Raw genomic sequence first — 20,831 nt, 5'->3', positions numbered from 1 at the left:
GCTTAGTTATGAGGAAGATTGTTTCAATAATCCTTGCCATCGTGGTAGGGACAGTATTATGGTACTTATTTTTAAAACCCCAAGATTATCAGGTCAATTTTAAGGCCAAGGCCATACCTGGAACAATTTACGAAACGGTCAAGGCATGGAACAATGGATTTGACTCTGTTATACCATTGGATTACGCAAGCCCAAGTCATTTTAGGCAAACTATTCTTGTAAACGACTCCGTGCATGTTTACGAATGGGAAATCGACAGAGTTCACGATTCTTTGAGCAAGGTTCAAGTCAACATACTGGATATGGATAATTCAATCAAAAATAGATTGGCCGTTCCCTTTTCCGATACTGATTTTGAAAGTGGCTCCAGAAAATTGCTCTTGGAATTCAACAGTTTCTTAAACAATCACCTTGACGGGTTTAACTATACCATAGAAGGAGAATCGGAGACATTCACATCTTTTTGTGCTTGTGTTCAGCTCAATACAACTCCTGAGCACAAAGCCAAGGGAATGATGGCAAATTATAGTTTTTTAGATGGTATTCTCGCTCAAAACCAAGTGCAATTAAACGGTCCCCCATTTGTTGAAGTATTGGAGTGGGATATAAAAAACAATACGTTAAGCTATAATTTTTGTAACCCCATTATACGCTCTGAAAAGCTTCCCGACCATCCTGATATAATGTACAAACGTATTTATGGTAAAAATGCGATTAAAGCAATTTATCATGGCAACTATATTACTTCGGACCGCGCTTGGTACGCACTTATGGATTATGCCAATGCCAAGAATATCCCCATAGAACATAAACCTATCGAGGTTTTTCATAACAATCCCAATATGGGTGGAAATGAACTTCAATGGACTACCGAGGTGTTTATGCCCATAAAAGAGAACAATGAGTAGACTGGTCCTTGTTTTTTTATTGATCGTTGTACAAGCTTGTGCCCAAAAAACCTATTGGGGCGAGCTGGACAAGTTGGGCAAATTTCCCTCTAAGCTCAAAGAAGTCTCTGGAATGGAAGTAACGGAGGAAGGAAAAATATGGGTGATAGAGGACAGTGGGAACAAGGATAAAATCTATAGGGTAGACAAAGATGGAGACATCAAAGAATCACTGAAAATAGATCATGCAAAGAATCAGGATTGGGAAGATTTGACCATAGACAAAAAAGGAAATCTCTATGTTGGTGATTTTGGCAACAACAAAAATGCAAGGAAGGACCTGGTCATCTATAAAATTCCTAAAGATGAATTGGACAAAAAAGAGCCCAACGCCGATAAAATAGCGTTCAAATATCCACAACAAAAGGATTTTCCTCCCGAAACGGACAGTCTTTATTTTGACACGGAGGGATTTTTCCACCTCAACGACTACCTCTACATTTTTACAAAAAACCGAACACGGCCCTATTCCGGAAAATCGTTGATCTATAGAGTTCCGGATAAAAAAGGTGAATACGAAGCTGAATATTTAGGTTCATTGTTCCTTTGTGCAGACCAAGATCATTGCTCGGTTACAAGTGCCGATATTTCACCCAATGGCAAAACCATTGCCCTCTTAAGTTATGGATTTGTTTTTTTGCTGACAGATTTTACCGCTCCCGATTTTACAAAATCCTCCATTAAAATCATCGATTTACAAACGGACACCCAAATAGAGTCTGTTTGTTTTTATGACAATGGATCCCTACTGATCGCAGATGAGGAAAACAAATATGGTGGAAGAAAGCTATACGAGCTAAAATTGGATTAAAATCCAAAACCTAGACCAAAGGCAAACCTCAATCCATCGGCACTGTTGAACAACCCAAAATTAGCAGATAGCACATCGGCCCCGTTCAAGAAAAATCCGCCCCCATAGGAGTTATGCCACTTATTGGAATCTTCCCCCGGATACCATACTCTTCCGTAATCGAAACCTCCAAATATTCCCGGGTTAACCGGCATAATACCTGTTCGGACACTTCGAAAACTGTATCTTAAATCGGTATTTTGAAAATAGGCTGTTTTACCTGTAAATCGTTGAAAACGATATCCGCGCAAACCATTGTTTCCACCAAGACTGGCTGCCTGATAAAACTCATAGTCGTCCCCTATGGTAAAATGTCCTTTTAATTTAGTGGCCAGGACCAACTTCCCATCTGCCGTGAGTTTATGATCAAAGGAAAGTGAGGAAATCACATATCCGAACGATCTGGATGAATCGTCCAGATTGGTCTTGAATCCACCTTCCAGGGAAAAACCCATTCCTAAAGTCGGGTAAGCCTCATTATCCGTGTTGGAATAGCTGTATTCTGCATCGGCCCCAAGAAAACTTAAATGGTTCTCCTCGCCATTTTCCAAATAAAACTCATTGATGAACCTATCAGTGGTTTCCTCAATTTCAATATTCTCGTATGCAATGCCCAATCTAACCTTGGAACCCAAAAATCCACGCCATACCAAGGACGGAGCTATTCGTAAGGTTCGGATTCTTACCCGATTGTAGTCTAGTTCCAAAGGATGCTCATCGTCAATATTTACCGTCTCATTGCCAAAACCAAAAAAGTTTCTTGTAAAGTTTGGACTTGTAAACCTGGCGTGCAGCTCCAAATTCACCTTATTGAACACATGGGCAAATTCGCCCCTATATCCAAAATCAAAACCATCCGTGGCAAAATAATAGGCCGCATTTAAGGTATGTTGACGTGTAAACGGGTTTTTCCTAAACCCATTGAATGTATAGGTGTTCGTAAATCCGATTCTTACACCATCATCTGGATTAAATCCGATAGTGGGCAATACTTGGTTATTGCTACCCTTAATATTCAAAAACTCGTATGTATTGGTGTCATAATCATTGATTAGATTAATTTTCCCACCATATGCCTCGTCCAAGGTGTTTTTCTTTGTCTTGAAATCGTAGACGAATATCCTTTTGGAATTTTCCGATATCTTATAGATATCGTTGTTTTGCCCCCCTACAATCCTAACCTTTATCCTTGAAGTTTCCGTATTAGCCTCAAAGACATCATCATCATCCAGACCATAGATCCATATTTCCTTGGTATGCTCAGGACTGTATATTTTTTGGAAGAACATATCTTCATATTCTCCACCTTTGATACGATAGGCCCTTATTTCGATATTTCCATTGGGAAGTGAAACAATATTGAAATAATCGTCCTTGTCCGTTCCTGTAATAACACTGTACTGGTTTAAAACACTAAAATAGTTCTTCGCCGTCTGGACCAGATTTTCCTTTCTGGCCAAAAGAATGCTTTTGATCTTGTCCAAGGTTTCATCCCTGACCTCTTCGGGAAAAGCCAAAAAAGCTTCATCAATAATTTCTGCATTGAGGTTTTGCTGAATGAACTTTGCTTGTTCTATCCACATATCCATGTCCGTTTCAGACAGTAATGCCATGTCCAAAGCAAATGTTCTAGGCGAGGAAGTAAGTCCCTTTACACTTCTGATTTTTTCATGAAACCCTTCAAAAATACGAAGCGCGGGAACCGCTCTGGAACCGAAGCCCATAATAAGGCCATCTCCCCATCGAGAAAAAACCTGGTCCCGGTCCCTTGGAATGGGCTTGTATACCTTATCTCCATCTTCCATTTCGAATTCGGCCCATCTCCATTGATCCACATGCCTATCCCAGTCACCGATAAGTATATCAAAAAGTCGTGCTTTCACATACTCCTTTTGATCAATACTGTACTCCTCGTCCTCTCGAAGTTTATCCATCAGGTCGTAGGTACTTTCAATCTTTTTGGTGTACCCAAAACTTTCAAGATTGTCATGGTCGTCCGAAACGTGCTCTTCGATCATGTACAGTCCATCACCAAATTCCTTATTATAATCCCCAAGTACCGACTGCTTGGGCACGTAATATAACTTGGGATTGGTGTGGTACATTCCCAAAGCATCGGACAATTTACCAATGGTAAAAGGCGCGTAGGGATGTGCACCCGTATATAGGTCCAACAACAATTTTTCAGGATAAGTATCTTCAAATTGTCCGATTATATATTGGTCTTGGAAGGCTATGGCCTGCAAATATCTCTCAGCACTTTTCCTAAGGTCTCGCATTACATATTCCCGACCTTCTTTATCCGCCAAGCGCAAGGAATTGGATTGGTTTCCCCCTCCCTTTCTAACAACCGATAATCCCCCGAAAAGTGTGTCCAAACGTACGGTTGGAGCTTTTACTTGGGTAGCATAATACTTTCTGTAGCGTTCACCCCACAACAATTTATGAAAACCAGTTTTTTCTACTTCTTCCTGATCATATACCGAAGCCATTTTATACGGTGGGAAATTCTCTGAAAGTTCAACTTTTTTTGTAGACCTATCAGGTGGCAAGACTTGCGTTTGAAATAGTGGACTTTCCGAATCGGCGCCATGGAATTCCACTTCAGAAGACCCATCTTTAAACACTTTTAAAATGGCAAATCCATTTTCGCCTGTAGAAAATTTACTCCCGTTCAATAATCGGGTTGAGCCAGTTTTTGCTCCGGCACCGCTTACGATCTGCGGTTTTCCATACTCTTCAATATACTGCATAGTATGCTCGTGCCCAGAGGTAAATATCACCTTATCAGAATACTGCGATAGGGTAACTATTCTGTTCTTTAACTGATTGTACATCTTGTTGGACAGGTCCTCGGTTGTTGCCCCTGATGTTTTTCTCAACAAATTGATCGCCGAACCAAGGACGGGCAAAGGTACATTGCCGCCACTGGGGTACATGCCTTGTTTAAAGGAGAATTGACCTCCATGAGCGCCATATGAAAACATGGGATGATGCATGGCAAGGATAATGGTTTTATCCCTATTTTTTTTGATCAAACTTTCCAATTCTTCCAAAAAACGACCTCTATCCTTGATTTCACAATTATCGTTCATGGTCGGGTGTTTATCCCAATTCACTATATACCATTCCGTATCAATGGCAATGATCATTACCTTGTCGTTGATCTCCATTTTCTCTATAGGGCAGCCATTCTCCGGCTGGAACGCGTCATTATCGTGCAGAACCTCCTCAATATATTCTTCCTCACGTTTTAAGCCCTTGAGACCATCGGTGTACCAATCGTGATTACCAGGGATAAAAAGCTTTTTCCCCTTGAACTTTTCCAAGGTCCTCAATTGAGCATCCAAGTGATTCTTAGCCTCTAAATATGCAATGGTAGAATCTTTTTTATCTGGGAGTCCGGCAGGGTAAATATTATCTCCCAAAAAGATGGCCGTACTGTTTTTATCGGCATTTTCCAGGACCTTTTTAAACTTTTTCAAGGTTGGATTAAGGTCACCAATAGGAGATTTTCCCGCATCTCCGATCAAAAAGAAAGTGTGCTCTATCTCTTTGTCAACCGTATTGTCATAAGCAGAAAAAGGCTCTGCATACTTTGCCTCGTAGGTTGCACAACCAGTAGCCAAAACAATCAAGAAGACAAGCAAGTAATGTTTCTTCATACACACAAGGTTGATTCCAAAATTTTGTAATTTGGATGTTTTAATTCAGATAGTATGTCGGAAATTGTTGAAAAAACTAAACACTTCGTTTCTAAACTGTTAACAGAAAAGCTTGACCCCAAGTTCTTGTACCACAACTTGCGACATACCGAACGAGTGGTTAAAAGTACTAAAGAATTGCTCAACTATTATAATCTAAAGGAGGATGAGAACGAAAGATTGATGTTGGCAGCGTGGCTCCACGATGTTGGACATATTAAAGGAAGGGAGGACCATGAGGAAAATAGTTGTGAAATTGCGAGGGATTTTTTGACCGAAAATGAATATGACAAACAAGGAATCGATCATGTATGTTCCTTGATCATGGCGACCAAAATGTGCCATGAACCGGAAAACCTTTTGGAGGGAATAATAAGGGATGCGGATATTTCCCATTTTGCCAAAAAGAGTTATTGGGAGACCACCGACTTTTTAAAGGAGGAGCTCAAAGCCTTGGGTGTTGCCGATTATACAGCAAAACAATGGCGGGACAAAAACATTAAAATGTTCCGTACCCAGCATAATTTTTTTACCGACTACGCCAAGGAAAACTGGGAAGAGGGAAAACAACAAAACCTAAAGAAACTACTCAAGGAGAAAAAGACAGAAAAAAAGATAGCCAAAAAAGAAGCTTTAAAGGCCAAGTATAAAAGTGAAAGTCCGGACAGGAGTGTACAGACCCTTTATCGAGTTACTTTGAGGAACCATCTAAAACTAAGTGATATCGCCGATACAAAAGCGAACATATTATTGTCCGTGAACGCAATTATCATTTCGTTGGTACTGGCCAATTTGCTCACCAAATTGGATAATCCCACCAATACCTATATGATCTATCCCACTTTTATATTGATCATGTTCAGTGTTGCCTCCATGGTTTTATCTGTATTGGCCACACGCCCCAACATTACCCGTGGAAAATTCACCCAGGAAGATGTGGAAAAAAGAAGGGTGAACCTTCTGTTCTTTGGCAACTTTCATCAAATGCGACTGGAAGAATACCAGGCAGCTGTGGAAGAGTTGGTCAAGGACAAAGACTACGTGTATTCTTCACTCACCAAAGATCTTTATTATTTAGGGGTTGTCCTGAACAGAAAATACAAGATATTGCGTTTAACCTACAACATTTTTATGTTGGGCATAATTATATCCGTTATCGCCTTTGGTATTGCCTTTAGGTTTTTTGGACCCGACCGGTTAATATTCTAACCCTAAGAGCTCAACTCCTGCATTAGGTCTTCGTAAGTATAGGTGCGCTCGGATTTTTTGTCCTTTTGGTATAAAATCTCGGCCCTTATCGCCTTTAATCCGGATACTCCCTGAACACCTTCAAGCTCCACAATTTCAATATTGTTGGTAAAATAGCCTTTGGCTTTTAAAAAGCTGATATAGCGGAGATACTCTTTTTCATCCTTGCGCTGCGAATATACAATGGCCAATTTGCCTTTTTGTGTAAGACGTTCATTGGTCCCCTTGATAAAGGACTTATCGATTCGCTTTTTGATGACCTCGTACCTTGCATTGTAGGTTCCATCCACATCAAAACGCTTCTCGTCCATTCTAAATCTTATGGCCAAAGAGGTACTGTATACCAACACCAAGGATGCAACGTCCAATTTTACGGGCAAATGTGGCTTTAAGCTATAGTACTTATTCTCCATTTCGCACATCACCTGGAGCTGCCATAATCTAAGGTTGCTCAAAAACAACTCACTGAACTCCCTATCTTTGGTAATGGAGCTTCCGATGTACATATTGTGTTCCACACCGTCGGTCTTGTAGCGTTCAAAATAGTGCGGGAACATTTCTTGTGCCTCTTCCTGTCTTTTATCCAATAAAGCGGCAAGTTTCATATTGGCCTCCATTACACTGTTATCGTAATTTCTACGATGATCGTAGTAGCTCTCGGTAGCCTTGTCTATTTTCTGAATGTATTTCTCCAGCAATCCGGCAATTTCTTCATCTTGCTTTTGAAGATGATTGAAAACTGGATCAACCTCTTCCTTTACAAAATCAAAAACAGCTTGCTCGGTATGTGTGAACAAAGCTTCTTTTACCTCGTTCAAATAATTGTTGACCCTAAACATCAACTCCTCATAAATGGGGAGTTTATATTTTTCAAAGGCAATTTCGAGAACATCATTGATCTCTGAAAGCTGAATCATTAAATCCCTCTGAATCGCCAGGTTCCGTTCCTTTGCCGAGTCCTTGATATCTATTTGACCATACAAGGGATAAACATCCTTGAATACTACCTCTTTAAAAACAGGTTCGTTCCCTGCAAGTTCATCGGCCATAAAGCGTTTGGCCTCTTCCTGAAACTTCCAGTACACGGACGGATGAACAGAGGTACACTCATGCTGTATTACCGCATCGATCAAGTTTTCCTCTTCCTCTATAGTTCGCATTACAGCTGCAACAATATAGGGCATCACATCATCCAGCTTGTTGGCATTTACGCTGTTGAGTTCGTTAACCTTTCCCGAAACAAGTTCAAGTACACCCAATAGGTTTCCGTTTACAGCAATTGGGGCCAAAATGGCGCTCTTTATACCCTGCTCCATTAGGCTCCTGTACGGTTGGGTCTCCCCTTTGGATCCTTCAAAATATTTCTCCACATTGGATATAGCGAAGTATTTGTTCTGCTTGAACAATTTCCCATGGGTATAATTACAGAACATGGAATCACAATCTTCCATATCCTTTCCATTGAGAATATAGCTCTCCATACCCTTGCCATAGATCCTGAAAAATCGGTTGGCCCCGGAATCATAGCCGGAAAAGCCAACTTTTATATCGTTTAGATTAAAAAAAGACCTAAAGGTATCCTCGAAACTCTCCATAAATGTCTCCTTGCCCCTTTGAGCCCTACCAATCAAGGTGGACTTAATTTCAGAGACGGAATGTTCCGCGGTAACATCGAACATATTGGAGATTACAAAACCCTTAGCTATAAAACTGTTCGGTGGTATTTTTTCCTTCCAAATATCCAAATTGTAGAAGTTGTCCAACAACTCGTCCACATCGTCCGGTGTAATTTCCTTGGCATTTTCAGTTGGAATAATTTCCATAAAATCCGCATTGTACAAAATTCGGTACCTGCGCATTACACCATTGGTGTCGGGAATATCGTAAAAGAAAGGACGCTTAAAGTCAAGGTTATACCCATAATAGAATTTTAGTATTACGGTACACCTCATAATGTATCCAAATTCTCTGGGTATATTGGTGATTTCCAAATCAAAGTCTTCACCGGCATCCTTCAATATCTGACGAAAACGTTCAGATGAATTGAATACCAAATTTTCAAAAGGAGTGGAAGCGGTCTTGATCTCGTTTTTGGTCAATATCGGAGAGAATGAATCTTCCAATATCACACGAATAACATCCTTATGTTTTTCCAACAAGGACAAATCAGAAAACCCTTCCCTTAAAATAGGGTAAGGCGCTTGTGCATCCAAAACATACTTAGCCCTTTCGGCAAGGTGTGCATTAGCGGAATTCAACTGTTCATCGTAATGCTCCAATAATTTATTGAAACTAACGAGCTGAACAAGGGGACTTTCTGAATTGTAGTCGTGTTTCATACACCGTATTGGTCGAGATTTACTGCGCAAAGTTACAAAAAGTAAAAATGCATGCCCTTTAATGGGTATCTTTATGGACCAATTGCCATTTTTAAGGATATTTAGCAAAAACTTTTTCATGTCCTCATCAGCCAGATTAGACAGAGCCTACAAAAACGCCATGACGCTACCTTTCGATGAAGACTCCAAATTCATCTTTTTTAGTGACTGCCATCGTGGGGACAATAGTTTTGCAGATGATTTCGCCAATAATAGAAATATTTACTTCCACGCATTAAACCATTATTACAGGGAGGGCTATACGTATATTGAACTTGGTGATGGTGACGAACTTTGGGAGAACATCAGCTTCGAATCCATTTTTGAAGCACATAAAAATGTGTATCAACTATTGCGCAGGTTCCATTTGGAAAAACGGTTGCACATGCTTTGGGGAAATCACGATATGGTATACCGTGACCCCAATTATGTGGATGAACATCTATCCCATTATTTTGAACCTATTGATGGCTCCGACAAAGCACTTTTTGAAGGAATAACTTATCACGAAGCACTTATCCTAAAGCACAGTGAGACCGGACAAGAAATTTTTTGCACCCATGGTCACCAAGCGGATTGGTGGAACTACGTGTGTTGGCGCATTGGGAGATTTTTGGTCCGGATATTATGGAAACCCCTACAAGTAGTAGGTATTGCAGATCCCACAAGTCCGGCTAAAAATTACAAGGAACTCATCAGGATTGAAAAGCGAATAAAACGTTGGATTTTAAAAAAAGGATTGCTGATCACACTGGCGGGACACACCCATAGACCCCGGTTTCCAGAGCCTGGTCAAATTCCCTTTTTTAATGATGGAAGTTGCGTACACCCAAGGAGCATTACCGGAATAGAGATTGAAAAAGGAAAAATCTCCCTTATCAAATGGCATATTGATACCAAACCGGACGGTACCCTTCAAATTGTGCGGGTATTATTGGAAGGCCCCGAGAAACTTAAAGATTATATAGATCGTTAAACTCGCTTCGCCATGGTTTTAATGGCATCCACAAATTGATCCAACTCCTCTGTGGTTGTAAACACATTTGGTGTAATCCTACATCCGTGTACATTTTCAAAATCAATGGCCACCGTCCATACATTGAACTCGTCCAACAAAGTTTTGGCCATTTCACTCGGTTTAATATTTGTTAGGCCCACATTGGCAATACCGCAGCTTCTATGCGGTTCAATTGGGGTGTTGATGACTACATTTTCCACATCTCTCAATTGATCGCTCCAGTAGCGTTGAAGAAAACGCATTCGATTCTCCTTGCGTTCCAAACCTATCATTTCTAGATAATCCACCGAATCGTTTATGGTAAGATCCGTATGTACCGGATGGGTTCCCGTATGGTTTAATCGACGTATTTTGGTCTTATCCTTTTCGTGTTCCGCCAACAAGGGCCATATTTTGGGAATATTCCTTTCAGCCACATAGAGCATTCCTGCCCCTAAAGGGGCACAAAGCCATTTATGCAAGCTGGAACCGTAGTAATCACAATCCAATTGCACCAGGTCAACCTTTATGTGTCCCACACAATGGGCGCCGTCCACCATAACCTCCACACCATGCGAATGTGCCATGTCACATATTTTTCGAACTGGTAGAATTTGACCAGTTACATTTACCATATGGCAGATCATTAACAATCTGGTCTTTGGTGTAATCTGCGATTCGTAAAGCGAAACTATTTCTTCATCAGATTCGGGATGATTGGGCAAGGACACCTTTTTGCAAACGATGCCATAACGATCTTCCATCTGATGAAAATGCACCTGCATCGCCCCATAATCCTGGACAGCAAATATAGCCTCATCACCCTTTTCCCAAGGATACCCCCCAATGATCGTATCCAAGGATTCCGTAGTGTTCCGGGTAATGATTAATCCCTTTTCAGAACAGTTCACCAGCTCCGCGACACGAGCCGCAGCTTTTTTCTTGTTGTCCCATTGCACCGTGCGCATGTAATAAGAGCCCTCATAATTTACATGCTGAATATGTTGGGTATATTTTTCTAAAATGGGAGTTGGAATAATATTATAATATCCACTTTCCAAATTAATGTAATCCGGCTTTAGCTTATAATCTTTTCGTATCCGTTCCCAAAATGCTTCGCTATCCTTATCGGGGTATGGCGAATTTGTTTTTGGTATACTTTCCAAGGAAAATGGCAATAATGGGGTTGCCATTGCTGCATTGCCCATATATCGGAGAAACTGTCTCTTTTTCATTTTGGTCGGGTCGATTAAAAAAAGATTGGTAATTTTCAATTTTAGTAGTCTCCAAGATACAATTTACACCCTAAACATGGATGATGTAAAGGTTATATTTGATCAAATTCCCATCAGGCACGACCTTTCGTCGCATATAATGTTATTGGGCATTGTGCAAGGGTTTTTCTTAGCGTTCGTTATTTTTTTAAGGGCCAATAGAAAATCGGCCATCAACCTGTTCGGATGGTCTCTTTTGGTGCAATGTTTGGTTTTTCTGGATATTTACCTGTGTTATACGGGACTCATAAAATATGTGATACACCTCAACGATTCTACCGAATTCTTGGTTCTACTGATCACACCTACACTATATTTCTTTCTATATACCATTCTGGAACGAAAACCAATTACCTTAAAAAAACATTGGCCCCATTTTATACTCCCTTTGCTCTATCTTTTTTCTCAATTCAATTATTACATAAGCCCGGTAGAAGTAAAACTCAATGCATATTTGGGCGCCTATCACCGGGATTTGGGATATATAGAAGTGCCGGACGATATAAACTATTCTTATCATCATATTAAAGATCGGTTCAGGTGGCTCGTGTTGATCAGTTTTGCGTTTTACCTTGTTCTATCCGTTCTGTTGGTTCTAAAAACGAGAAGAAAGGGGTGGGTCTCAACCAAGAACATCAAAGTAGATAAATACATTTTTTCCAGGAACACGGTTATCTTTTTTCTTGTCATCATGTTTACCCTTCTTATCATATATCTAAGCTATGATGATGATGGCGGAGACCACATTATTGGAATTGTTCAGACTATTACCATATTTATCACCTCATTTTTTATTCTTTCCGAATCACGCTTTTTTGAAAAATCATGGATTGCGGATAAATACGAAACCCTTTCCAGTGATGCCGTAAAATTTGAGACTATCGAGGATTTTATGTCCAAATCACAATATTTTTCCCAACAGGAAGTCAGTTTAAAGAAAGTAGCTGAACAATTGGGAACCAATGGAAATACGGTCTCCAAACTTATCAATTCCGAAACGGGAACCAATTTCAACGATTACATCAACCAAAAACGGGTTGCCTTGGCAAAAGAAAGATTGCTACATCAAGAATTCAGACAACTCACTGTTGAAGCAATTGGCGAATCTGTTGGGTTCAGGTCCAAATCCGCATTTTACAATGCTTTTAAAAAGCATACAGGGCAATCTCCTTCTTCTTTTATGAAGCAAAATAAGGGGTAATTCCTCCACAATTGCAATTCAGGACGTTTACCGACACATATGAAGGGACTTTTTTAAATGCACTTTTCATCTTTGGAAAAAACTTTAATAATGGAAACCAGCATTAGACGTTACGATTTGGATTGGCTCCGTGTAATTGTGTTCGGACTATTAATATTCTATCATGTGGGAATGTTTTTTGTGCCTTGGGGATGGCATATAAAAAACAACGTGATTTATGATTGGCTCCGTTGGCCCATGTCTTTCCTTAACCAATGGCGATTGCCCATCCTATTTGTAATATCGGGAATGGGAACCTATTATGCCCTTGGCAAAAGAAGCATGGGTAAATTTATGTGGGAGCGATTCCTTCGTTTAGGTATACCATTGGTAGCGGGGATGATCTTGATCGTACCGCCACAAGTATATTTTGAACGGTTAACCAAAGGACAGTTTTCAGGTTCGTATTGGCACTATTTTACCACGGTTGCTTTTGACGGTGTGTACCCCGAAGGAAACCTTAGCTGGCATCACCTTTGGTTTTTACCCTACCTTTTGGTGTTCTCTTGGATTTTGGCCCCGCTATTCGTTTACCTGCGAAGACATGAAACCAGATTTATTGAATGGGTTAAGCGCTTAATTCAGAAATCCTGGGGTATTTATGCATTTGTGATTCCACTCTACTTTGTAGAATCCCTGGTGGAACCCTTTTTTCCGGTTACCCATGCCTTGGTGGATGATTGGTTCAATTTTATATTTAGTATCATTTTGTTCTTCTATGGTTTTGTATTGATTGCAACGGGAAATACATTTTGGGAATCACTAGCCAAAATAAGGTATAAGGCACTTACCTTGGGTATAATCGGTTTTATGGGCCAAGTGATGATTTGGTTGTTTTTTGAAGATGGCTATGTCATCCACTTTACCGAGGCATTGCTTAAAGTGGTTAATATTTGGTCTTGGATCTTGGTGCTTTTCGCATATGCGGCACAATATCTCAACAAGCCAAGTAAAGGATTGGCGTATTCGAACAGAGCAGTGTACCCCTTCTATATTTTACACCAGACGATTACCGTTATAATTGCATATTTTTTGATGAACATGAGCTGGGGTTTTGTACCAAAGGCCACCATACTGGTAATTGGCACATTTGGCATAAGTTGGTTGATTTATGACCTGATCATCCTTCGGATTCCGCTACTGCATCCATTATTTGGGCTTAAAAAGAAAAAGCCCGCTAAAAATTAGCGGGCCTTGAAATAATTTTTAGAAATAATAAGAAAGTCCTAAAAGGACATTGGAAGAATCCAAACCAAAATCAAAACCATTTGTGGTTGTTTCGGCCCCATTAGTTTCTAATTTGTTTGAAGAGTATTGAAGAATGCCAAAAGAGGATTCCAAAGCAATTTTTTGAGAAACGAAGAAGGTAATTCCCGGCCTAAACGCAACATAGAACCTGTCAGATTCGGAGGTAGATCTATTTGTTTGGTCCGCAATATTTTCCGACCAAGAACCTGCATATCCAGCTTCGCCCTGAACATAAAATAAAAGATTCTTCGTCAAACTACCATATCTCCTTACATATGGTGCAAATGTCAGTGTTTCTGTTTTAGACTCCGATTCATTTAAAATTGGGTCTAAACTCAAATCATTGTCCTCTTTACTTCTACTGTAACCCGTTCTTACACCAACCATCCAATTATCGGAAAAAGAATAGCCTATTCTAGGAAACAACCCTATAGCCAACCGATCGGTCTCAACAGATGATCCGGAGTTATGCGAATCTATATTGTAGAGGCTTAAATTAGCCTGCAGACCTAAGTTCCAAGTTCCCTTGGAAATTATTCGTTTAGCATCATCTGAATTTTGGGAATAAAGAGCTGTGAAGCCCATTAGTAGTACAAGTAATAATAATCGTTTCATTATAATTGGATTTTAAGGTTAAAGCTCAATAGCATCAAGCATTATTCCTCTTTTTCATCTGGAATATTAATTATGAAGACTTTAACGAGCTTTTGCCATTTGTCGATTTAACTCTTATTTATAACACGGATGGCAAGGTATTTGCTAAATTTAGCATTGTATTGTTACCCTTCTTGCCATGAAAAAAAAGATTTACATTGTATTGGGAGCCATTCTCTTTACCCTTCCCATGATCGCGCAGGGCGACTTGCCCACCACGCGGCCATTAAAAATTGGCGAGAAGAACAATTTAGATGTTAAAGCAAGTAACCAAGGTACTTTGCTTCGGATGCCATCGGTTTTAGACGAAAACCTTACCTCCAAAAATGAAAAGCCAGGTGTTAAAATGTTGCCCGACAAACAACTGTTACAAGCTGGCCATGATTTGGTGATTGACCCAAAAGTGATTGAAAAAAGGGAAAAAGGAGCCAACGATCATTTTGGCGATCAATATCTGGGTGACTTTAAAACCACAGCAAAGTTTGTTGGAATTGTAGCCAGAGACCATGAATATGTGGACGGCGATCGCATTAAAATATATGTCAATGGTGAAGTAGTGGAGTACAACCTATTACTTGGTGGCTCTTTTAAAGGAATCAATCTAGATCTTGTGGAAGGATTTAACCGTGTTGAATTCGAAGCCCTTAACCAAGGTTCATCTGGCCCCAATACGGCACAAGTCGTGGTCACTGACGACAAGGGTGTAGTTATCCACAATAACCGATGGAACCTATCTACAGGCTCCAAAGCCAGTCTAATAATTGTAAAAGAAGAGGATAGCGGTATCGAAAAGAACAACTAAATCCCTTTTCACTTCTTCTCACCAGGCTTATAGGTTACTTCGGCCCGTTTTAGCACATCATCTTTATAGTATGCGGCATCTTTAAATTCCATATCGGCATAGCGCTGTGCTTGATCATTAAAGTGTGGCGACTCTGGATCTCCACTCTGACCACCCGCCAACATTGTTTTTGCCTTCACCTTTTCTCCGAACTCCACAGCAGCAACAAAACTATTACCACGAGTGCCATAGATTTTTTTGGTGTTATTATCGTACCGGGCGCCATATGCGGCCAATGCTCCCCAACGTCCACTGGCAAAACCAATCGGAATACTTGGTTTTTCATCATTAAATGCTTGGCGAATATCCCCATTTAAACGCTGGTAACGATTCACCTCTCCCCAAGGCATTTTCCATGTACCGAAATCATTTTGTAGTTGAGACAATGCTTCTTGGAACATATCCAATTTTTGAGCATCTGGCCATTCATCGCCCCAATATGCTACCCATTCCATGGAGTATTTGCCCTCCGGCCTTTCAGCTTTTGAATAACAAAGTGTACCATAGTAGTGGGCCAAAGTCATAGCTATGGATTCCTCTGAAGTAGCGAAATCCCATTCCTGAAGGGTCTCTATTGGCTCCTGTAGCTCAGGGTATGCCTTGGCATTCTCATTATAAGCGGTTACCAATCCCGGAATCAATGCCTCAAAAGCTGGTAAATATGGGTCGTGGGCCATTTCAATAAGCCCATCCAAAGTGTACCCGCTTCTGCCTGTCAGCAATTCGATAGCATGGATGCCTCTAAAGTTTTCCTGATCTCTAGACATATAATTGGGATAATCTTCTCGTTTTGGACTAAATTCCAGCGCGGAAGTATAGGGTGTGGAGTTACAGTTTTGAATCCATCCGTTTTCCGGGTTCAACACCAAAATGTTTTCATCCACCGTGTGTAGACCTTGCCAATCTGTTTTTGGGTCACTGCCATCCACGGGCTCGGTATAATCAAAAATGGTATCGCGCTTGGGTACAAAATTTCCATGGAAATACGCAATGTTCCCTTCTGCATCCGCATAAACAGTGTTGTTGGAGGAATTGGTTCGGATATCCATCATTTTTCTAAAACCGTCATAACCATCCTGCTTGGTTCGGATATAGGATTGCTCCAATGCCTTTACAGGTTCCCACATCATGGCCGAAGCCGTCCATTGGTCATCCACTTGATGGGTAATCGGTCCGTGATGGGTACGGTACATTGGAAAGGTTTTCTCCTTCATACCATCACCATCTTTATATTTAAGGGTTACCGAACTGGAATCCACAGGTCGCAATTCCTCTCCGTATTTATAAAATAGTCTTCCATCATTCTTAACAATGGTTTCCTTGAACTCATCCATTACATCGGTATAGGTGGAAGTATGCATCCAACCTGTTTTCTCATTGAAACCTTGATATACAAAAAACTGTCCCCAGGTAACGGCACCATAAGCGTTCAACCCTTCTTCGCTCACCACGTGCACTTCTCCCCTAAAATAAAATGAAGTGTGGGGATTGATCAAAAGCATTGCGTTTCCAGATTCTGTCAAATCGCCCGAGATAGCAATTCCATTGGAACCCTGTGGTTCCGCCATTTCTTCTTCCTTTTTGAGTTGAAGTACTTCCATTTCGGGCAATTCCATGCCACTTTCATAAAAACTTTTGATTTTTCTGGTAGATATTCGTTCAATATCCCCTCCGATAGACCCTTCACTAAAATACATCGACATCCACGGTTCAAAACGGGTCAATAATTTAGGTTGGACTTCTGGATGGGTGTATAAATAATAATTGATTCCATCGGCAAATGCATCACAGAGCTCTTTTAACCATTCAGGGCTGTTTTCGTAGTTGGCCTTGGCCTCTTCTTCCGTCATAAAAAGTTTGGCCCTAAGGTCACTGTACAAGGCATCCTCCCCTTCAACTTCCGCCAAACGTCCGGTAGCCCAAATATAATTTTGTTCCACACGATTAAAATCATCCTCACATTGCGCATATAGCAAACCAAAAACAGCATCGGCATCTGTTTTTCCATAAATGTGGGGTACACCAAAATCGTCACGGATTATAGTAATGTTTTCAGCTTGTGCTTCCCAAAGTTCCACTTCGGTAGGTTCCGTTTCGGAACAGGAAATAAATAGAAGGAATGCCGTAAAAATCTTAATTCTCATTTCGAGGATGGGTTTGATTAGTTTGGTGAAAATACGGGAAATCGAAAACAATTACCAACTTCCGCTGGCACCTCCGCCACCTGAACTACCACCGCCTCCCGAAAAGCTGCTGGAAGAACCTCCACTGGAGCCAGACCCAAAGGAATGCGTCCCTGTAGATGAAAATGTCTTACTGATATAATCCTTATCGGACTTAAAAAAGGAAAGTTTTAAATTTTCCGTGCCTTTCGCCCATATTTTATAAATGACCAATACAATGGTGAAACAAATAAAACCTGCGACTACCAGTATTATCAGGAAGAAATTGTTGGCCAAATCATTCATCAGATCTTCCAAACCGATCAGCAATAAAATAAAGGCCAACGGAACCCCGATAAAAACCAAACCAAAAATCAATGGAAACATCATAAAAGCAGCCATAAAAATGCCCCTGAATACGGCTAGCTTGCCAATGAACATTCCGCGCAAAATCTCTATCAAAGTAGAATATCCTTTATAAAAAATGAAGCCGCCCACGGCAACAAATATCATCAAGAACAAACCAATAATCCCCAACAGCCACCAAGGCATTTCACTTTCTTCCTCTATCTCGGCTTTGAACTCATCCAAAGCTTCCGGGTTTTTCAAAAACTCTATGATCTGGTCGGTTGCGGTATCCAGTCCGCCATGATAATCCTCCTCTTTAAACTTTGGAATCATCGTATTTCGGATAATACGGGAAGCTACGGCATCCGTAATATAAGGTTCCAGACCGTAGCCAACTTCAATCCGGACCTCCCTGTCCAGTTTGGAGAACAGGATCAAAATGCCATTATCCTTGCTTTCCTGTCCAAGCCTATTTTGGTTGAAAACTTGAAAGGCATATTGTTCAATAGTCTCTCCTCCCAAGTCGTTTATGGTCAAAATCACCAATTGATTGGTGGTCTCCGATTCAAATTGATATAGTTTGTTCCGGAGCGCCTCAAGCTCGGATTCCGTAAAAATCTGGGCATTATCCGTTACTATTTGGGTTAGTTTTGGATACTCTTGTTGTGACTGGCACAAGAAGCATATCAAAAACAAAAAACCGAACCATTGCGCTTTAAGCATACCTGTTTTAGTATTGGAAATATTAAATATAGTGTTTGTATTCCTTTTTGCACTCAAGACAATGGATTCTATATCCCTTTAAATTGCCGTAACTTGCAGGCTCTCTCTAAAAATTGTTATGCCCGATAAAAAAGTAAGCATCCTTACCGCATTCAAAACCATAATTTGGCCCAAGCGTAAACTCGTTTTTTTAGGTCTGTTCTTGATTGCCATTAGTAAAGCAGCCAGTTTTGTTGCCCCTATCGCTTCGAAATATCTTATTGATGATGTCATCGTTAAAAAAGATGTGGACATGCTCAAGTACTTGGTGGCCGGAGTAATGCTAGCCATTTTTGTACAAGCAGTTACTTCATTCCTTTTGACCAAAATATTAAGTGTACAGGCCCAATATTTGATTTCTGAACTTAGGGCTCAAGTGCAAAAAAAGGTGCTTGCCCTTCCTGTTCGATTTTTTGACAATGCCAAATCCGGAGCTTTGGTATCCCGAATTATGTCCGATGTTGAAGGAGTCCGAAATCTTATAGGAACCGGATTGGTTCAATTGGTTGGAGGAATCATTACCGCGGTAGTTTCCTTGATTTTACTGATGGAAATTAGCGTTTTTATGACACTGTTTACATTTATTCCTCTCACCATCTTTGCCATTATTGCACTAAAAGCCTTTAAGATCATCCGTCCCATTTTCAGGAACCGAGGTAAGATAAATGCAGAAGTCAAGGGCAGATTGACGGAAACCTTGGGTGGTATTCGTGTAATCAAAGGTTTTAATGCGGAAAAACAAGAAGAAGAGGTTTTTGAGGTCGGTGTGGAACGCCTCTATCAAAACGTAAAGAAGAGTCTGACCACTACTGCTTTTATGACGAGCTCATCGACATTTTTATTGGGTGTGGCAACAACAAGCGTAATGGGATTTGGTGGCTATAAAATTATACAGGATACCCTTACCGTGGGAGAATTTGTGGAATTTACCGTGCTATTGGGCCTAATGATTGCTCCCATAGTACAAATGAGCAGTGTGGGAAGTCAGTTGACAGAGGCCTTGGCGGGATTGGACCGGACAGAAGAGTTAATGAACTTGGAAGAAGAATCCGATGAGGAAAACAGAAGCATTGTTCTGGAAACGGTAGTTGGGCGTATGATATTTGCCGATGTCTGTTTCTCCTATGAAGAGGACAAAGAAGTGCTTCATAATATAAGCTTTGATGTGGAACCTGGTCAAGTTGTGGCTTTAGTGGGAAGTTCGGGCTCTGGAAAATCGACGATTGCAGGTTTGGCCGCCAGTTTTTTAAACCCGGACTCGGGAACCATCACTATTGATGGACAAAACCTCTCAAAGGTTGATTTAAAAAGTTTTAGGCAATATTTGGGCGTGGTTTTGCAAGATGACTTTTTGTTCGAGGGCACTATCCGAGAAAATATCCTTTTTCCAAGACCCGAAGCCAGTGAAGAAAAGCTATTGGAGGCAGTAAAAGCCGCCTATGTAGATGAGTTCACAGACCGATTCGACAAAGGGCTAGATACCTTGATCGGTGAACGCGGTGTAAAACTCTCAGGGGGTCAACGTCAACGGATAGCCATTGCTAGAGCTATTTTGGCAGACCCAAAAATCTTGATTTTGGACGAAGCCACTTCCAGCTTGGATACGGAATCCGAGGCGCTCATTCAAAAAAGTTTGGCTGAACTAACAAAAGGTAGAACCACATTTGTTATTGCTCACCGATTGAGCACCATTCGCAAAGCTGACCAAATCTTGGTTATTGAAAACGGACACATTTTGGAACAAGGCACCCATGAACAACTAATAGCTTCCGAAGGAAGATATTTTAACTTGTTTACCTATCAGGCAAGAATTTAAGCTTCTTCCGGCGCCAATTCCACTTCCAGACCATCCAAGTCCTCGGTAATGTGGATCTGGCAACCCAAACGGCTGTTATCCTTCACAAAAAAGGCCTCGGCCAACATGGCGTCCTCATCATCCGACTTTTCAGGAAGTTGATGGTCCGATTTTATATAACATTGGCAAGAAGCACACATGGCCATTCCGCCACAAATTCCAATGGTTCCCTCAGGAGCAAGTTCGTAAGAACGGACTACCTCCATTAGGTTCATATTCATGTCGGTTGGCGCATCCACTTCGTGCAAAACACCTTCACGGTCGATTATTTTTATTTTAATATCGCTCATACCTATTCGAAAACTCGTCTATAAAGCTTCCTT

General features: G+C 40.7%; 15 protein-coding genes. 8 read left to right on the top strand and 7 right to left on the bottom strand.

Going from position 1 to position 20,831, the window contains the following annotated elements; all coding sequences use genetic code 11:
• The first annotated feature begins 8 nt into the window (after nt 1–8).
• Nucleotides 9–908, top strand: coding sequence for a GyrI-like domain-containing protein (locus PY091_RS08620; RefSeq protein ID WP_275649299.1), 900 nt, complete (start codon nt 9–11; stop codon nt 906–908).
• Nucleotides 901–1,758: an NHL repeat-containing protein gene (locus PY091_RS08615; protein WP_275649298.1), complete on the top strand. Its 858-nt coding sequence runs from the start codon at nt 901–903 to the stop codon at nt 1,756–1,758. The genes PY091_RS08620 and PY091_RS08615 overlap by 8 nt, the downstream gene beginning before the upstream one ends.
• Here PY091_RS08615 and PY091_RS08610 read toward each other — a convergent pair.
• Nucleotides 1,755–5,462, bottom strand: a complete 3,708-nt coding sequence (locus PY091_RS08610; RefSeq protein WP_275649297.1) for a metallophosphoesterase — start codon at nt 5,460–5,462, stop codon at nt 1,755–1,757. The two genes, PY091_RS08615 and PY091_RS08610, sit on opposite strands and share 4 nt — an antisense overlap.
• Before the next feature lie 54 nt (nt 5,463–5,516).
• Here PY091_RS08610 and PY091_RS08605 point away from each other — a divergent pair, with 54 nt between their 5' ends.
• A complete protein-coding gene (locus PY091_RS08605; RefSeq protein ID WP_275649296.1) occupies nt 5,517–6,710 on the top strand; it encodes a Pycsar system effector family protein in 1,194 nt (397 codons plus the stop codon).
• 2 nt (nt 6,711–6,712) lie between these two features.
• On the opposite strand, the gene PY091_RS08600 is transcribed toward PY091_RS08605, so the two are convergent.
• Entirely contained in the window at nt 6,713–9,088 is a 2,376-nt protein-coding gene (locus tag PY091_RS08600; protein ID WP_275649295.1) for a GAF domain-containing protein, read from the bottom strand.
• 118 nt (nt 9,089–9,206) lie between these two features.
• Here PY091_RS08600 and PY091_RS08595 point away from each other — a divergent pair, with 118 nt between their 5' ends.
• On the top strand, nt 9,207–10,103 hold the full coding sequence (locus PY091_RS08595) for a metallophosphoesterase (RefSeq protein ID WP_275649294.1): 897 nt from the start codon (nt 9,207–9,209) through the stop codon (nt 10,101–10,103).
• Here the strand turns inward: PY091_RS08595 and PY091_RS08590 are convergent.
• The gene (locus tag PY091_RS08590) at nt 10,100–11,359 is read right to left on the bottom strand and encodes an aminotransferase class V-fold PLP-dependent enzyme (RefSeq protein WP_275649293.1); all 1,260 of its coding nucleotides are present in this window, start codon (nt 11,357–11,359) and stop codon (nt 10,100–10,102) included. The two genes, PY091_RS08595 and PY091_RS08590, sit on opposite strands and share 4 nt — an antisense overlap.
• A 76-nt stretch (nt 11,360–11,435) precedes the next feature.
• On the opposite strand from PY091_RS08590, the gene PY091_RS08585 reads away from it, so the two are divergent.
• Nucleotides 11,436–12,599, top strand: a complete 1,164-nt coding sequence (locus PY091_RS08585; RefSeq protein WP_275649292.1) for a helix-turn-helix domain-containing protein — start codon at nt 11,436–11,438, stop codon at nt 12,597–12,599.
• A gap of 90 nt (nt 12,600–12,689) precedes the next feature.
• Nucleotides 12,690–13,826 carry an acyltransferase family protein gene (locus tag PY091_RS08580; protein WP_275649291.1) on the top strand — a complete coding sequence of 379 codons (1,137 nt, stop codon included), beginning with the start codon at nt 12,690–12,692 and terminating at the stop codon, nt 13,824–13,826.
• Nucleotides 13,827–13,844: 18 nt separating this feature from the next.
• Here the strand turns inward: PY091_RS08580 and PY091_RS08575 are convergent, their stop codons facing one another.
• A complete protein-coding gene (locus tag PY091_RS08575) occupies nt 13,845–14,501 on the bottom strand; it encodes an outer membrane beta-barrel protein (RefSeq protein WP_275649290.1) in 657 nt (218 codons plus the stop codon).
• A 178-nt stretch (nt 14,502–14,679) separates the two neighbouring features.
• On the opposite strand from PY091_RS08575, the gene PY091_RS08570 reads away from it, so the two are divergent.
• Nucleotides 14,680–15,342, top strand: coding sequence for a hypothetical protein (locus tag PY091_RS08570; RefSeq protein ID WP_275649289.1), 663 nt, complete (start codon nt 14,680–14,682; stop codon nt 15,340–15,342).
• 8 nt (nt 15,343–15,350) lie between these two features.
• On the opposite strand, the gene PY091_RS08565 is transcribed toward PY091_RS08570, so the two are convergent.
• Nucleotides 15,351–17,525 carry an acylase gene (locus PY091_RS08565; RefSeq protein WP_275649288.1) on the bottom strand — a complete coding sequence of 725 codons (2,175 nt, stop codon included), beginning with the start codon at nt 17,523–17,525 and terminating at the stop codon, nt 15,351–15,353.
• Between the two features lie 51 nt (nt 17,526–17,576).
• Nucleotides 17,577–18,614, bottom strand: a complete 1,038-nt coding sequence (locus PY091_RS08560; protein ID WP_275649287.1) for a TPM domain-containing protein — start codon at nt 18,612–18,614, stop codon at nt 17,577–17,579.
• Nucleotides 18,615–18,732: 118 nt separating this feature from the next.
• Here PY091_RS08560 and PY091_RS08555 point away from each other — a divergent pair, with 118 nt between their 5' ends.
• Entirely contained in the window at nt 18,733–20,469 is a 1,737-nt protein-coding gene (locus PY091_RS08555; protein ID WP_275649286.1) for an ABC transporter ATP-binding protein, read from the top strand.
• Here the strand turns inward: PY091_RS08555 and PY091_RS08550 are convergent.
• Entirely contained in the window at nt 20,466–20,798 is a 333-nt protein-coding gene (locus PY091_RS08550) for a 2Fe-2S iron-sulfur cluster-binding family protein (protein ID WP_275649285.1), read from the bottom strand. The genes PY091_RS08555 and PY091_RS08550 overlap by 4 nt on opposite strands.
• Nucleotides 20,799–20,831 lie beyond the last annotated feature (33 nt).

This window comes from Flagellimonas okinawensis, from assembly GCF_029194005.1.
GTDB classification, from domain to species: Bacteria; Bacteroidota; Bacteroidia; order Flavobacteriales; family Flavobacteriaceae; genus Flagellimonas; species Flagellimonas okinawensis.
Note: the sequence above shows the minus strand (reverse complement) of the source record. Positions and strands in the feature narration are given on the sequence as shown.